The sequence below is a fragment of the Mycobacterium sp. 852002-40037_SCH5390672 genome (genome assembly GCF_001665875.1).
GTDB lineage: Bacteria > Actinomycetota > Actinomycetes > Mycobacteriales > Mycobacteriaceae > Mycobacterium.
On sequence record NZ_LZTA01000086.1, the window covers coordinates 1 to 15,432 of the forward strand.

General features: G+C 65.4%; 15 protein-coding genes. 12 read left to right on the forward strand and 3 right to left on the reverse strand.

The features are described from left to right. Window positions 1-67: 67 nt before the first annotated feature. Window positions 68-1,834, reverse strand: a complete 1,767-nt coding sequence (locus tag A5782_RS15525) for an amidohydrolase family protein (protein WP_067101715.1) — start codon at window positions 1,832-1,834, stop codon at window positions 68-70. A gap of 261 nt (window positions 1,835-2,095) precedes the next feature. Here A5782_RS15525 and A5782_RS15530 point away from each other — a divergent pair, with 261 nt between their 5' ends. Both A5782_RS15530 and A5782_RS15535 read left to right on the forward strand, forming a co-directional pair. After that, window positions 2,096-2,767, forward strand: coding sequence for a TetR/AcrR family transcriptional regulator (locus A5782_RS15530; RefSeq protein WP_067101718.1), 672 nt, complete (start codon window positions 2,096-2,098; stop codon window positions 2,765-2,767). Window positions 2,768-2,986: 219 nt separating this feature from the next. After that, a complete protein-coding gene (locus A5782_RS15535) occupies window positions 2,987-3,622 on the forward strand; it encodes a cutinase family protein (protein ID WP_067101720.1) in 636 nt (211 codons plus the stop codon). A gap of 52 nt (window positions 3,623-3,674) precedes the next feature. On the opposite strand, the gene A5782_RS15540 is transcribed toward A5782_RS15535, so the two are convergent. Further along, window positions 3,675-4,595: an SDR family NAD(P)-dependent oxidoreductase gene (locus A5782_RS15540; protein ID WP_067101722.1), complete on the reverse strand. Its 921-nt coding sequence runs from the start codon at window positions 4,593-4,595 to the stop codon at window positions 3,675-3,677. 852 nt (window positions 4,596-5,447) lie between these two features. Between A5782_RS15540 and A5782_RS15545 the strand changes: the two genes are divergently transcribed. The 4 genes from A5782_RS15545 (at window position 5,448) to A5782_RS15560 (ending at window position 8,293) form a co-directional block, all read left to right on the forward strand. Further along, window positions 5,448-6,263: a SigB/SigF/SigG family RNA polymerase sigma factor gene (locus tag A5782_RS15545; protein ID WP_067101725.1), complete on the forward strand. Its 816-nt coding sequence runs from the start codon at window positions 5,448-5,450 to the stop codon at window positions 6,261-6,263. 117 nt (window positions 6,264-6,380) lie between these two features. Next, on the forward strand, window positions 6,381-7,013 hold the full coding sequence (locus A5782_RS15550; protein WP_067101728.1) for a hypothetical protein: 633 nt from the start codon (window positions 6,381-6,383) through the stop codon (window positions 7,011-7,013). A gap of 25 nt (window positions 7,014-7,038) precedes the next feature. After that, window positions 7,039-7,530: a DUF2231 domain-containing protein gene (locus A5782_RS15555; RefSeq protein WP_067101731.1), complete on the forward strand. Its 492-nt coding sequence runs from the start codon at window positions 7,039-7,041 to the stop codon at window positions 7,528-7,530. Window positions 7,531-7,675: 145 nt separating this feature from the next. Continuing rightward, a complete protein-coding gene (locus A5782_RS15560) occupies window positions 7,676-8,293 on the forward strand; it encodes a hypothetical protein (RefSeq protein ID WP_067101734.1) in 618 nt (205 codons plus the stop codon). A gap of 26 nt (window positions 8,294-8,319) precedes the next feature. Here the strand turns inward: A5782_RS15560 and A5782_RS15565 are convergent, their stop codons facing one another. Continuing rightward, window positions 8,320-8,796 (reverse strand): nitroreductase family deazaflavin-dependent oxidoreductase, encoded by a 477-nt coding sequence (locus tag A5782_RS15565; RefSeq protein WP_067101951.1) that lies wholly within the window; start codon window positions 8,794-8,796, stop codon window positions 8,320-8,322. A gap of 137 nt (window positions 8,797-8,933) precedes the next feature. Between A5782_RS15565 and A5782_RS15570 the strand changes: the two genes are divergently transcribed. From A5782_RS15570 to A5782_RS15595, 6 genes are read left to right on the forward strand one after another with little or no spacing between them, the layout of a single operon-like run. After that, a complete protein-coding gene (locus tag A5782_RS15570; protein ID WP_067101737.1) occupies window positions 8,934-9,656 on the forward strand; it encodes a TetR family transcriptional regulator in 723 nt (240 codons plus the stop codon). Beyond that, complete coding sequence (locus A5782_RS15575) at window positions 9,653-10,876, forward strand: cytochrome P450 (RefSeq protein WP_067101740.1); 1,224 nt, start codon at window positions 9,653-9,655, stop codon at window positions 10,874-10,876. The genes A5782_RS15570 and A5782_RS15575 overlap by 4 nt, the downstream gene beginning before the upstream one ends. After that, entirely contained in the window at window positions 10,870-11,817 is a 948-nt protein-coding gene (locus A5782_RS15580) for an SDR family oxidoreductase (protein WP_067101742.1), read from the forward strand. Before A5782_RS15575 ends, A5782_RS15580 begins: the two co-directional genes overlap by 7 nt. A 34-nt stretch (window positions 11,818-11,851) precedes the next feature. Further along, window positions 11,852-13,024 (forward strand): amidohydrolase family protein, encoded by a 1,173-nt coding sequence (locus tag A5782_RS15585; RefSeq protein ID WP_067101955.1) that lies wholly within the window; start codon window positions 11,852-11,854, stop codon window positions 13,022-13,024. Then, the gene (locus tag A5782_RS15590) at window positions 13,021-14,256 is read left to right on the forward strand and encodes a Xaa-Pro peptidase family protein (protein WP_067101745.1); all 1,236 of its coding nucleotides are present in this window, start codon (window positions 13,021-13,023) and stop codon (window positions 14,254-14,256) included. The genes A5782_RS15585 and A5782_RS15590 overlap by 4 nt, the downstream gene beginning before the upstream one ends. Further along, a complete protein-coding gene (locus tag A5782_RS15595) occupies window positions 14,246-15,367 on the forward strand; it encodes a Xaa-Pro peptidase family protein (RefSeq protein ID WP_067101748.1) in 1,122 nt (373 codons plus the stop codon). Before A5782_RS15590 ends, A5782_RS15595 begins: the two co-directional genes overlap by 11 nt. Window positions 15,368-15,432: the final 65 nt, after the last annotated feature.

Consider the following 15,432-nt stretch of genomic DNA (forward strand, 5'->3'; position numbering starts at 1 on the left):
TCCACTAAGCCCGGAGGTCCTCCCAAGCACAAGCCCAGACAGTCATTAACGTGCCCGCCCGGTACAGCTAGCCGGTGTAGGCCGGCTTTCGTGCCGAGCTGCCCGCCCGGAGGAATTCACCGAATCGCTTCTCGCCCAGCTCCGGCGACGCCTTACCCGCGCCGAAGGCAAGGTTCCCGGACACCAGGACCGCTGTGACCGTGTCGTCGTTGCGGTTCACCATCCGCGACAACCCGCCGTACGACTCGACCGGATGCTCCGCGTAGCGGTCGAGCGACTCGTCGAGCTTGTCGGGATTGATGATGGCGATGTCGGCGCGGTCGCCTTCACGCAGCGTGCCGGCATCGATCTCGTACCACGCCCCGAGCTCACCTGTGAGCCGGTGCACGGCACGCTCCATCGACATGAACGGCGTGCCCCGCTTCTCGGCGTCGCGCACGTGGCGCAGCAGGCGCAGCCCGCAGTTGTAGAACGCCATGTTGCGCAGGTGCGCGCCCGCGTCGGAGAACCCCATCTGGACGCCTGCGCTTTGCGCCAGTTTCTTGAGCAGGTCGGGCCGGTGGTTGGAGATCGTGGTGCGCCAGCGCAGCTTTTCGCCGTGCTCAAGCACCAGGTCGAGGAACGCGTCGACGGGATGCAGGCCACCGCGATCCAGGCCTACCTGCCCGAAGGACTTGCCGACGACCGACTCGTCCGGGCATGCCACGATGTCGGCGTCGAAGAAGTCGCGGTGCCACACCCTGGGCCCGTATTTCTTGTCGTAGTCCTTGCGGAACTGCCGCCGGTAGTCTTCGTCGCGCATCAGCTCGTTGCGGGCGATCTCGTCCTGCAGGTGCAGGGCCGCCGCGCCGGACCCGAACTCCTCGAAGATCACCAGCGAGATTCCGTCGGCGTAGACCTCGAACGGCACCGGCAGATGCTGCCAGCGGAAATCGGCGCCCAGCGCATTCACCATCCGCGCGAGCCAGTCCATCAGATGGATGACCGGAGGCAAGGATTTGACGTCGGCGGCCGACAGCAGGCTGGTCTTCAATCGACGGCGGCCCACCCCGAGCGAGGTGGCCAGCTGCGAAACGATCGACAACGGGTTCGTGATGTCGGGCCCCGACTGCAGGATTTTGTTGCGCCGCCGCAGGATGGCGTTCAATCGCCGGAGTTCACGAGGCTTGGCGTAGGTCGACGGCAGCGTGCGCGATCTGCAGATCTCGCCGTCGAGTTTGTCGAAAAGCAGTTGCTGCGAGGACAGCCCGACGAAGCCTGCGTCGAGAGCCTCTTCCAGCATCGACTCCATCCGCGCGAGTTCCGCTGCCGACGGGCGGGTGTCCTTGCGGGTGGCCCGGTCCAGCCCCATCGTCGCGGCACGCATGTCGGAGTGACCGATGAACGCCGCAATGTTGGGGCCCAGGTTCAGCTGCTCGAGCGCAGTCACATATTCCTTGGGGCTGTTCCATGACCGGGCTTGGTTGAGCTGCTCGATGACATAGCGCCGCGGAATCGCCTCGACGCGGCCGAAGATGTCGCCCGCGTCGACATTGTCCAGGTACACGGTGGACAGCGAGCAGGAGCCCAGCATCACGGTCGTCACGCCGTGTCGCAATGATTCGGAAAGCGCTGGCTCACAGAGTGTTTCGATGTCGTAGTGGGTGTGGATGTCGATGATGCCCGGAATCACCCATTGACCCGTGGCGTCGATGACCTGGGCGCCGGTCGTATCGAGTGGCCCCTTGGCGATGGTGACCACGCGCCCGTCACGCACGCCGATGTCCCGGTAAGCCGAAGGCCCGCCCGTCCCGTCGAACCAGCGCCCGTTCGTGATCACGGTGTCGTACTGCATCGGCGGCCTTTCTGTTGCACCGGACGCTTGGGGAAACCGTCGGGTCTGTCGATCCCAACGGGTCTGCGAGCGGTTGCCGGTGTGTTGGTCGGGCGTCCACGTCACCTGCCGCCAGATCCCCAGTGATCATACATAATGTACATATTGTCTCGCCGCGTTATCGGTGCACGACTCGACGGTTAGCCAGCAACGATGGCGTCGCGACAGACGTTATGATCCAGCTGTGGGGTTCACCGGTTACGGGTTTGCCGTCCGTTAATCATGCGCAGTCACGGTTGGGCAGGAAACACGCCGGCGTCCGATGCGGAGGCGATCGAGCGCATTCTCGACGCCGCCGACAAGATCATCGACGAACGTGGCTCGGCGATGCGGATCGCCGACGTGGCGCGCGCACTGGGCGTGACCCGGCAAACCGTCTATCGATACTTCCCCGGTACGCAAGCCCTGTTGGTGGCCACCGCGATGCGGTCGGCCGACGGCTTCCTCGATCGGATGGCGGCCCATCTCGAAGGTGTCACGGACCCGGTGGTAGCCATCACCGAGGGAATGGCGTTTGCCGTCGAAGAGCTGGCCGCCGACAACCAGGTCGAATTCGTGCTCAGCCAGCGCCACCGCGGTGGCCAGAAGGTTTCGATCATCTCCGATACCGCTTTGACGTTTGGCCGTTCGATGCTGCACCGTTACGACATCGATTGGGAGCATTACGGTTTCGATGAAGCGGGTCTGGAAGAACTGAACGAGTTCTCACTGCGGGTCCTGCATTCCTTTTTGTCCGATCCGGGACGGCCACCGCGCAGCGGTGCCGATCTCCGGCGCTACCTCACTCGCTGGATCGGCCCGGCGATCGCCTACCCGCAGATGGTCCGCGCGATGGATGCACTCGGCGCGGCGGAACCGCCGCGAACACGTCGGCGCTCATCGAAAGCGTCCTGACCTGTCCGAGCCGGCTCAGCGCGCATGACCATACATATTGGTCACTATGTCCGGCAGGTCTGGTGCGCGATGCGCCCCTCGCCGACGCGTGTCATTGACGCCGGGTGGAGGTCTTCGTCACACCGGGGGTCCGTACGACCCGCATAACGCGCGCCCGCGGCCGTCCTGTGGCAGGATCGCAATGTGAAGGCGCATCCCCTCGCTGTGTTGACTTGTGCTGTGCTGGCGCCGATTTGGGCTCTGCTGATCGGCCCGGTCTCGTCGGCGTCCGCTGAGCCATGCCCCGACGTCGAGGTGGTGTTCGCCCGTGGCACCACCGAGCCTCCGGGCATCGGCCGCATCGGTCAGAACTTCGTTGACACCTTGCGTTCGCACGTAGGCGGTAAGTCAGTGGGCGTATATCCAGTCGATTACCCGGCCACCACGGATTTCCCCACCGCCGCCGACGGCATCAGCGACGCCGGCAACCATGTCGAGCAGATGGCGATGAATTGCCCCCGCACCAAGATGGTGCTGGGCGGCTACTCGCAGGGCGCCGCGGTGATGGGCTTCGTCACCGAAAGCGCCGTGCCGGATGGCGTACACCTGGTGCAGGCGCTGCAGCCGATGCCGGCCGACGTGGCCAACCACGTGGCCGCGGTGGCGCTGTTCGGCAAGCCATCGAGCCAGTTCATGAGCATCATCAACCAGCCACCGGTGACCATCGGGCCGCTGTACTCGGCGAAAACCCTCGAGTTGTGTGTCCCCGGCGACCCGATCTGTTCCGGTGCGGGCAACCCCGCCGCCCACCGCCAATACGTCGAGGCCGGATTGGTCGACCAAGCGGCCGATTTCGCCGCCAATCGGCTCTCTTAGGCTGTCCAGGGCCGCTTCGACGTCGGCGAGCATTGTCGGTTCGGTCCGTCGGTCAGTTTGCCGGCTTTCCGGCCGGCTCGTCGCCGCCCGTGCCATCGACCATCTTGTGCACGTCCTGCAGCGACCACGGCCCGGCCCGATGGTGGTCGCGGTAGCCCAGCAGCCGCGGCGTTTGGCGGTCGAAACTCCCCACGAAACCGCCTGCGGCAACGAGGATTTGACCTGTCACTTCGCGCGACAGATCGCTCGCCAGATACGCGTAGACCGGGGCGACGAACTCGGGCGGAGCGCTGTCGAGTGATGCCCGCATGGTCATCTCGTCGAGCAGCCCACGGCGGTGCAGGTCTTCGATGTGTTTTTCGTACTCGGCACCGGTGGACAGTCTGGTCCTGGCGCCGGGGCAGACCACGTTGGCCCGCACGCCATAGGGCCTCAGTTCGGCGGCCATGGCCATCGTCAGGCCGTTGACGGCCCCCTTCCCCGCCGGATAACCCGTCCCGCCGTAGTCACCCAGGAACGCCACCGAGCTGGTGTTGACGATGGCTCCGTGCCCCTGGGCGGCCAGGACGGGAGCGGCCACCCGGCAGGTGTGGAAAGCCGTGCCGAGATGGGCGCTGATCAGACGGTCGAACTCGTCCGTCGTGATCGTCAGAATCGACGAGCCCGGGGGTTCGGCGATCCCGGCGCAATTGATCAGGGTGTCCAACCGCCCGAACGTGCTCAGGCATTGGTCGACGAGTGCACGGGCGACGTTCTCTTCGTCTGCGGCTCCCACCACCGCGTTCGCCTGGCCGCCGGCCGCCGCGATCGCCCCGACCGTCTCTTGCACGGCCTGTTCGTCACGCCCGTTGACGACGACGCCGGCGCCGAGGCTGCCCAGCAGCTCAGCGACAGCACGTCCGATGCCGCGGCTGCCACCCGAAACCACCACCCCACGGCCGGCCAGCGGGCCCGCGGAGTCGGTCCGGCTCATCGAGGGCCCCCGTGCGGGCCACGCGGCGCACCACGTAAAGCGTTGCGCGCGAATTGCTCTCGCGTCCGGTAACAGGCCATGCGCTCGACGGGGGTCACGAACATTAGGCGAACAGTACCCAGCCGAATCAGAAATGAGAACCGAAGCCAAACATTTCCGGGCCTCGACGCGCTGCGTGCTCCCAGCAACCTCCATCAGTGGGGGTTCAGAGGAGTTGTCACTGCCATCCTGCTGCCTGATCATCCGGCTTCGGAGCCAACGACGCTTCGCCCGTGGCAACCGCCTCGTCGGTTCCGCTGTGGTACATCGGTGAGCAAATCACTACCGATGAGAGCCAGCACCAAACCGGGGAAATTAGTTTGCCAGTAGCGTGGGCCGCTTCGCCGTCGGCGGTGTCGCGGCCCGCGACGCCTCAGCTGGGCGGCGTTGTTTTCTGTGGCAGGAAGGTCGTCACCTTCGTGCCATGGGTTTGCCAGCACCCATCTCGTACACCGCGGAAACTGTTCAGAAACCATCTGGAACCACCGCCCCGAGCGATCGCCGGATGATGCGATGGGGCGTATAGTCTGCAATGAAGTCCGTTATGGACGCGTCGCCGTTTAGCTAAAAGCGGTCCAGTCAGCCGCATGGCTACTGAGCTTGGTATGGCTCCGGCGAACCGAACCTCGAGCCACCTCTCCGTTCCTGCGTGCGTTGGGTAATCGGCCGTCCTGCGGATCAGGGTGCAGTAGAGGCGTGTACATAACTGCGATCTCTCACTGCAGACGACTCGAGGAGTGAGTCAGCCATGCAAACTTGTTCGCGCGCAAACGTTTACCCGGCTCGTCGACTGAGCACCAGGTGCGCCGGCCGATGACCAATGTAATTTCTGAAACACGTCCGGCCCCAGCCCCGCGGCCCACCAAAAAATCCGACGATTCATACGAGGACGTCTTCCAGATGTTCTTGGCGCTGTATGAGCTTCCTGTCGAATCTCACGAGTACGTCCGTCAGCGCGAACGCATTGTGGCCAGGTGCCTCCCGCTCGCCGATCACGTGGCCAGCCACTTCGCCCGCCGCGGAGAAGGTCTCGACGATCTGATTCAGGTGGCGCGTCTGGGCTTGATGAACGCCGTCAACCGATTCGACCCCGCGAAGGGCCCCAGCTTCATCGGTTTTGCGGTGCCCACGATGATGGGCGAGGTCCGGCGTTACTTTCGTGACTACAGCTGGGGCATGCGCGTCCCGCGGCGGTTGCGTGAGCTACACGTACAGATCAGCAGAACCACCGCGGATCTGGCTCAGCAACTCGGGCGCGCGCCCACCGCCGGTGAGCTCGCCCAGGTGCTCCAGGTTCCGCGGGAGGAAATCGTCGAATGCCTCGTCGCGGGCGACGCCTATCGTCTCGATTCCCTGGATGCGCCGCTCGGCTCCGATGGTTCGGGAACGCCCCGCTCGGTGGCCGATTCGGTCGGCGACATCGATCCACAGATTGAGCACATCACCAATCGCGAAGCGCTCCGGGTTTTGGTTGCCACCCTGCCCGAGCGGGAACGCGACGTTCTGCGCATGCGGTTCTTTGAATCCATGACGCAAAGCCAGATCGCGGAGCGGATCGGGGTGTCGCAGATGCAGGTATCGCGCATCTTGGCGAACACGCTGAGCTGCCTGCGCGATCAGCTCGAGTAGCCCGGTCCAACGGGCCCAGGACGCTGCGCGGCATGGCATGCCGCGCAGCACTGTACTGTGCGATTCGAAGACAACCCGACTCTGTCGCCAGGAAGGCCTGGAAGGGAGCTCGACACGATGAGGATGGCACGAACTGTGATCGCGGGAGTCGCAGCGACGACGGCACTGGCGGTGTCGGTAGCCGGCTGCGGCAGCACTAAGCAGCAGCCGTCACCGTCAAAGTCGGGATCGGCCACCTCGGCAACCTCGGCCACCAGCAGCCCCGGCCCGGCACCGGCGTCATCGGCGCCGGCGCAACCCAATGAGTACGCCAAACTGCTCATCCAGGCCGGTGACATCAACGCCCCGATCCCCTTCACCGCCGCGCCCCCGACCGGCAATCCCAACGGCCAGCCGGGCGTGGCGACCACGTTCAAAGACGACGACGGTAGCCACGCGATCAAGGTGACCATCGGCGTCTACGACGATCCCGACGCCGCCACGAACGCCTTGAACGCCGCGAAGGGTCAGCAGGCTGGTGCGATCAAGGATCCGACCACGCAACCGTCGAACATCGGTAGTGGCGGAACGATGCTGATGGGCAACACCCCGGACCGCAGCAAGGGCGTGGTGATCCTGCTCTTCACCGAGGGCAAGGCGCTCGCCACGCTGGAGTTCGACGGCCCAACCGACACGCTGGCCCCGCCAGACTTCGTCAACGACATCGGCCAGAAGCAAGATGCGGCAATCAAGAAGGGGCTCGGCAGCTAGGCGCCGCACTACCACCGGGGACGCTATGAACGTCATCAACGGCATGCCGGCTCACGCCCTGCTGCTGCACTTCGTATTGGTGCTCGTGCCGCTGACCGCCTTGCTGGAAATCGTTTGCGGGGTCTGGCCCGCGGCCCGGCGCGGGCAGCTGATGTGGCTCACGCTGATTCTCGCCGCGGCCACCATGGTGCTGACGCCCATCACCATCAACGCTGGTGGATGGCTCTACGGCCTGCGAACGAATCCCAGCCCGATCCTGCGCGAACACGCCGAGCGGGGCAGCCTGATGACCTACTTCTCCGCCGCACTGCTGGCGGCTGCGGTCGTACTCGTCGCCTTGCGGGTGATCGAACGTCGATCCGACAAACGCCGCGCCGCCGCCCGGATACTCGTCGCGATTGTCGTGCTGGCAGTAGGGATCTCGTCGATGGTCCAGATCTACCGGGTGGGCGACGCCGGTGCTCAATCGGTCTGGGGCACCGAGATCGCGCGCCTGACGAAGAACCACGCGGGCTGACGACGCCGCTCACGGGAAACCCTGCCAGACGTATCGGGAGGTCGAGGCCGGAGTAACTGCCGCGCAGTAACTACGTTCAGCGACATGGGCGCTTGTGTTGCGTTACCGTTTGCGGTGTCGAAGCCGGGGGCGGAAGGAAACGTCCATGAGCAAATTTTCCAGGCTTGCCGCCGGGGTGCCGCTGACGATGGCGCTGGCAGGCGCAACGGTGGTCGGCTGCAGCACCGGATCGAAGTCATCGCCGCCCACGAGGCCGTCTAGCGCCTCGAGTTCGGCCGGCCGCACCGCGACGTCGACGTCGGCAGCCGCCCAGCCGTCCGACTACACCCGGTTGCTCATCGCGGCCGGCGATATCAACGCACCTGAAGCCTTCACGGCCACCCCGCCGACCAACAACCCGAACGGCCAACCCGGGGCCAGCACCACGTTCAGCAACAACGACCGCACGCATGTGATCACCGACAGCATCCAGGTCCTGCCCGATCCGGCCGCCGCGCTCGGTGCGCTGGAATCGGCAAAGGCTACGCGGGATGGTTACGTCCACGGAGTACCCGAGCCGATCGCGATCGGCGCCAATGGCACCGCGATCTCGGGCCCGTCGCCCGACGGGGCCAAGGGAGTGACCGTGCTGCTGTTCACCGAGAACAAGGCCTTCGTCGAATTGGAGTTCGACGGGCCGCCCAGTGCCCTGGTGCCGCCGGACTTCGTGACCGACGTCGGCCAAAAGCAAGATGCCGCAGTCAAGAAGGGCCTCGGCGGCTAACAGCGGACGTGCCGGCCGCCGCCGAATCACTGGGTGGGTGTCAGCAGAAACAACCGAAAACGCCGCCGGCCGGCGCGATCCTGGGCGAGCCGGTAATTCGGCCAATGCGCCAGCGCTGTGGCCCACGCTCCGTCGCGCTCCGCGCCGCGCAGCAGCTGCACCGTCGCCATGCAGCGATGGCCACGTCGGCGCACGGTGACACGTTGCGCACCTTTGAGATTCGCCGACCAGGACGGGTGACGCGCCCGCCCCCAGTTCGATCCGACCAACAGCAGGCCGTCGTGAAACGGGACGTACTGCACGGTCGCGCTGCGGGCGAGACCGGTCTTGCGGCCCGAGATGGTGATCCGCACGTTCGGTAGGCCGGCCAGATCCAAAACACCAAGCCGTCCGCCCGTCAGGAAGCGAAGCATGGATTCGAGTCCTTCAACGATCTGGCGACCGTTCAAGACCAGCAAGCGATAGGCCGTCGGGTTGCGGGCCAACCGCTGCAGCGGATTCATGGGACGACTGTATTCGAGCCGGGCGCCGGACCGGGGCGTCAGGACGATGAAATGCCGCTGACGAACCGGGGTTTCGGTGGGCCAACTCATCCCGGCCGGTCCGGATAAATAAACTGCTTGATTTAATACTGCCCGAGGTGTTCACTGAGGCGATGACTGCCGAGCGGATTGCCCGCTCCGACAGGTCGACGGGCACGCGAGAGGCGATCTTGTCGGCCGCCGAGGTGCTATTCGCCGAACGCGGGATGTACGCCGTGTCGAACCGGCAGATCAGCGAAGCCGCCGGCCAGGGCAACAACGCCGCGGCGTGCTACCACTTCGGCACCAGGGTGGAACTGCTTCGGGCGATCGAAAGCAAGCACCGCGAACCGATCGAGAAGCTGCGAGCCCAGATGTTGGGAGCCATCGGCGATTCGACCGAGTTGCGAGACTGGGTCGGCGCGTTGGTGCGTCCGTTGACCGATCATCTGTCGGCGCTGGGCGCCCCGACCTGGTATGCCCGATTCGCCGCGCAGGCCATGGCGGATCCCACCTACCGCCATGTGGTCACCAAAGACGCACTGGCGTCGCCGTTGCTGGTGCGGACACTCGACGGCATCAACCGCTGCCTTCCCGAGCTGCCCAAGCGAGTGCGCTCCGAACGGATGGTGATGGTGCGTAACCTGCTCATGCACACCTGCGCGGAACACGAAGGTGCACTGGCCGAACACGGCCCGCGATCGCGTTCGGCCTGGCCGGTGGCCGGCGAGGGGCTGATCGACGCGATCGTCGGCCTGTGGCGCGCACCGGTCCATGTGGGCGTCGCCGGTGGCCAACCAGTACAGACGACCGCACATGCCAACAACCGAGGAGCACGATGACTGCAGGGCCCACCGGCACCGATATCCCGGAGTTTCCGATGACACGAGCGCTCGGCTGCCCGTTCGCCCCGCCTCCGAAGGTATTGAAGCTCAACGCCGACAAGCAGCTGAGCAGGGTCCGGATCTGGGACGACAGCACCCCATGGCTCATCCACGGCTACGACGCGATACGGGCGCTGTTCACCGATTCCCGCACCAGCGTCGACGACCGGTTACCGGGCTACCCGCATTGGAACGAAGGGATGCTGGCCACGGTGCACCGGCGCCCACGTTCCGTGTTCACCTCAGATGCCGAAGAACACACCCGGTTTCGCCGGATGCTTTCAAAACCGTTCACCTTCAAGCGAGTGGAAGCGTTGCGGCCGGCGGTTCAGAAGATCACCGAGGACCACATCGACACCCTGCTAGCGGGCCCGAAGCCTGGCGATATCGTCAGCACCCTCTCGCTGCCGGTCCCGTCCCTGGTCATCAGCGAACTGCTCGGCGTGCCCTATGAGGACGCGGAATTCTTCCAGACACAAGCCCAACGGGGCATGGGCCGATACGCGACCGAGGAGGACACCGCCCAGGGCGCCGCCTCGTTGGCGAAGTATCTGGCCAACCTGGTTCGGACGAAAATGCAAAGCCCCTCAGAGGATCTGGTGTCCGACCTCGCCGAGCGGGTCAACGCCGAAGAGATCAGTGTGCGCGAGGCCGCACAATTGGCCACCGGTGTGCTGATCGCGGGCCATGAGACCACCGCGAACATGATCAGCCTGAGCATTGCGGCGTTGCTCGAACACCCCGATCAAGGCGCGCTGCTGCGCGACACCGATGATCTCAAGGTCATCGCCACCGGGGTCGAAGAGCTGATGCGCTATCTGAGCATCATCCAGACGGGCCAGCGCCGAATCGCCGTCGAGGACATCGAGATTGGCGGCGAGACGATCCGTGCCGGCGACGGCATCATCCTCGACGTCGCCCCCGCGAACTGGGACGAGCGCCAATTCCCCAACCCGGACCGGCTGGATCTGCGCCGTGAAGACGGGCCGCACGTCGGGTTCGGCTACGGCCGCCACCAGTGCGTCGGTCAGCAGCTGGCCCGCATGGAATTACAGATCGTCTTGCCCACCTTGCTGCGCCGCATCCCGACACTGCGACTCGCGGTGCCGGTGGATGATCTCCCGTTCAAACACGACGCCCTGGCCTACGGCCTCTACGAGCTGCCCGTGACATGGTGAAGCCCGATCTCACGCTGGACATTTCCGATCTGCGTGGCAGATTCGCCGTCGTGACCGGGGCCAACAGCGGTTTGGGTTTCGGCTTGGCGAAGCGGCTGGCGGCCGCGGGTGCCGACGTCGTGATGGCGATCCGCGACCCGGTCAAGGGCGCACGGGCGGTCGCCGACATCCGCCGAGAGGTATCCCAGGCCAAGCTCACCATCAGGCAACTCGACCTGTCGTCGCTGCCCAGCGTGGCCTCGCTGGCCGAGGAACTGACGGCAGAAGGGCGCCCGATCGACATCCTGATCAACAACGCCGGCGTGATGACGCCCCCGCAACGGCAACAGACCCACGATGGATTCGAATTGCAGTTCGGAATAAGCCATTTGGGGCATTTCGCGTTGACCGGACGACTGCTGGGTCTGCTACGGGCGGCGGATTCCGCGCGGGTGGTGACGGTGAGCAGTCTCGCCGCGACCCAGGGCAATCTCGACTTCGGCGACGTCAACGCACAACGCGGCTACAAACCCATGCGTTCGTACGGGGTCGCCAAATTGGCGCAACTGATGTTCGCCATCGAACTGGATCGGCGCAGCCGCCAGGGTCGTTGGGGGCTGATGTCCAACGCGGCGCACCCCGGGCTTACCAAAACGAATCTGCTCAGTGGCGCATCGTACGGCCGCGCCAAACCGACGTTGCAGGCCCGAATCACGCAACTGACCTGGCGCGTGCTGCCGTTCATGTGGCTCGACGTCGACGAAGGCATCAAGCCTGCCCTCTACGCCGCGGTGTCACCGGACGCGCAAGGCGCCAAATACTACGGACCGCGGGGTTTCTACGAAACGGTCAGGGGCGGAGTCACTTTCGCGGGCGTGCCCCGACTGGCGCGCAGCGAACCCGAGATGCGACAGCTGTGGCAGCTCTCCGAACGGCTCACCGGTGTCAGCTATCCGGATTGACATCAGCAGGTGATCTCCACACGAAGGGACGATGATGTCCAGCCCAGCCCAAATCCTTTACCCCGACGGCGTGATCGGTGCACCCAAGGACCGCCGCGGTCACGCGGCCGAGTTCAGCACCGGTCTGCCGGCCGGCACCGAGGTGTTCTCCGCCGACAATCACATCTCGGTGGCCGACGACATCTTCTACCAAGGCTTTCCCGACGAGCTGAAGGATCAGGCTCCCCGGATCTGGTATGAGGACGGCGCGTATCTGCTTGGCCCGCCGGGGCACTCAATGGTGGTCGGCGATTTCAGCGCGGTATTGATGCAATACGACGATCTGGCCGGGGCGGCCACCAACAACATCGAAGCCCGAGTTCGTGAGCTTGCCGAAGACGGTGTCGACAAGGAACTGGCCTTCCCCAACGCGGTGCTGGCGCTTTTTCACCACCCCGACCAAGACATTCGCGAGCGGATCTTCCGCGTCTACAACGAGCACATCGCCGGTGTTCAGGAACGCTCCGGGGGCCGTTGCCATGGAGTGGGCCTGATCAACTGGTGGGATCCCCGCGGCGCTCGCCGCACCCTCACGGAATTGAAGGCATTGGGCCTCAAGACGTTTCTCATGCCAATCAGCCCCGGCGCCGGCGGCGATGGACAACCCATCGACTATTCGAGCGCAGCGATGAGTGCGGTGTGGGACGAGATCGAAGAGGCGGGGCTGCCCGTCACCCACCACATCGGCGAGAGCCAGCCCAAGTTTCCCAGCGAAGTCAACAGCGTCGCGGTGGCCATGATGGTCAACATCGACTCATTCCGGGAGATGTTCTCCAAGTACGTCTTCGGCGGCATCCTGGACCGGCATCCACGACTGCGGATCGGCTGGTTCGAAGGCGGAATCGCCTGGGTACCAACGGCCCTGCAGGACGCCGAGCACGTGCTGGCCTCCTACCGGCACATGCTGGCACACCAGCCCGAGCATGATGTCCGTCATTACTGGGATAGGCACATGTGCGCCTCGTTCATGGTCGATCCGCTGGGTCTGCGGCAGATCGACGAGATCGGGATCGACAAGGTGATGTGGTCATCCGATTATCCGCACAACGAAAGCACTTTCGGCTATTCGGAGAGGTCACTTGCCGCGGTGGTCGACGCCGTCGGTGCCCAGGACGCCGTTCGGGTTGTCGGTGGCAACATCAAGAAATTCCTGGGGATCTCCGCATGACGAACTCAGTGACTGCCCGCGCCTCGGTGCTCGACATACCCGACGAGCCGGACTGGGCGCGCATGCGCACCGAGATCGGAGCGCGGCTGCGGTCAGCCATGGCCGAACATGGCGTCGACGCGCTGATCCTGCTGATGAACGGCTACGCCGGATATGCGACGGGGGCCAGCTGGCCACTCTTGGACGCGGGCCTGTCACACGTGGAGCGCCCGGTCGCCGTGGTGCTCGCCGATGACGTGCATCCGCACCTGTTCATGCCGTTCCGCAGCGGAGCGTCCGCGGAATATCCGGTGCCCGACGACCACCTACACGGCCCCGCCTACCTCGAATTCGACCACGGCGTCGACGATTTCGCGCGGAAGCTGGCCGGGCTCATTCCGCCGGGGGCCAGCATCGCCGTCGACGAACTCACCGGTGCCATGCGCCGGTCGGCGTCCAAGCTGTTCCCGGCGGACCCGCCGACGGATGCGGCGATCGTGCTCGGCGCCGCGCAACTGGTGAAGACCCGCGACGAGCTGTCCTGTCTTCGCAGGGCGGCGCGCATCACCGAGCAGGCGATCGTCGACGTGCAGAAGGCCCTGAAGCCCGGTGTACGACAGATCGACCTTTCGGCCATGTTCGTCCGCCGGGCCTTCGAACTGGGCGCCACCACCAACATGCTGGAGGCCATCTGGCAGGTGATGCCGAGTTCGCGGGAAGCCGGGGTGTGGACCACGCACGGGGATCTCGCGCTGCCCCTGCTCCCCACCGATCGGGAACTGACCGCCGGCGATGTGCTGTGGACCGATATCAGCATCACCTACCACGGATACTGCTCCGACTTCGGCCGCACCTGGGTGGTCGGCCAAGCGCCCACGCCGCGACAGCAGGATCAATTCCGGCAGTGGCGCACCATTTTGGACGCCGTGCTCGCGGTCACCAAAGCCGGGGTGACCTCGGGTGATTTGGCGCGCGCGGCGATCGCGGCCAACGGTGGGCGCAAACCGTGGCTGCCGCATTTCTACCTGGGTCATGGCATCGGCACCTACCCCGCCGAAGCCCCGATGATCGGGACGGATCTCGGCGAGGAGTTCGACGACAACTTCGTCTTCCCGCCCGGCATGGTTCTCGTGCTGGAACCCGTGGTGTGGCAGGACGGGACAGGAGGCTATCGCAGTGAGGAGATCGTGGTGATCACCGAAGACGGCTACGCGCCGATTACCGACTACCCCTATACCCCCTATGGCGACTGAAGTTCTGCCCGATGCGGGCGCGCTGCGGTCCGGCCGGAGGGAACGGGCGCTGGCCCAGATGCAGGAGCACGGCCTCGACATCCTGGTGCTCGGCCGACAGGCCAACATCCGTTACGTCACCGGCGCGCCGCAACTGTGGATAGCCGGCACCCGGCCGTTCGGCCCGATGTGTGTGCTGGTGCGCGCCACCGGCGACATCTACCTCAACAGCACCGACGATGAGGGGGTCCCGGAGGAGATAGGTCACGATCACCTCTACGGGCTGGCGTGGAACCCGATGACCCTCATCGACGTCCTGAAGAAGGTCGACGGCGCCGAAGCGGCGCGTCGGGTTGGAACCGACGCGATCACACCGACTTTCGCGGTGTTGCTGCCCGAGGCGTTCCACAATGCCGAGCTCGTCGACGCCGAGCCGGCCATGCGTGCGGCGCGGCGCATCAAGACGCCCGAAGAGATCGCGGCGATGGACCAAGCGTTGCGTGTCGCCGAACACGGACTCGCCACCGCCGTAAGCGAATTGACTCCGGGCGTGTCGGAGCAGACGCTGGCCGGGGTGATGATGGAGGCGATGGCCGCGGGTGGGGTCAGCACGCCGGCCACCCAGGACGCCGCGTGGGTGACGTCGCGGGAACACCCGTGGCGTCGCGCCGCTGCGCATGAGGTCAGCTCGGGCGACCTCGTCGCGTTCGCCGCGGGCGCGCTCGCGAATGGCTACGTCGCCGAGGTGGGCCGCACCTGGCCGGCCGGCGATACCATCGGCGGCGAGGCCCGCGAGCTGTTCGCGAGGTCGAACACGTTGTACGACAGCATGCTTGCCGCGTGTCGGCCGGGTGCGTCCACCCGCGATCTGCTCGCCGCGTACCAGGCGGTGGGTGAACAGATCCCGCCGATGCCGGTCGCGCACGGACTGGGACTGGGGTTCGATCCGCCCGTGGTGTCCGAAATGCTCTTGGCCGCAGGAGAACACGACCTGCTGGAGGACGGAATGGTGTTGGCGATCACCGGCTACGTGTGGCAAAACGGCATCGGCGCGGTGTTCCGCCGAGACACCGTGCATATCACTGAGGGTGGTGTCGACGTGCTGACCACCAGCCCGTCGTGGACCGGTTGAAATCACTTGCGCCACTGTGGTTTCAGTGGCCCCAGGATGGCGTTTTTTGTCGGTGGCCTCCGATA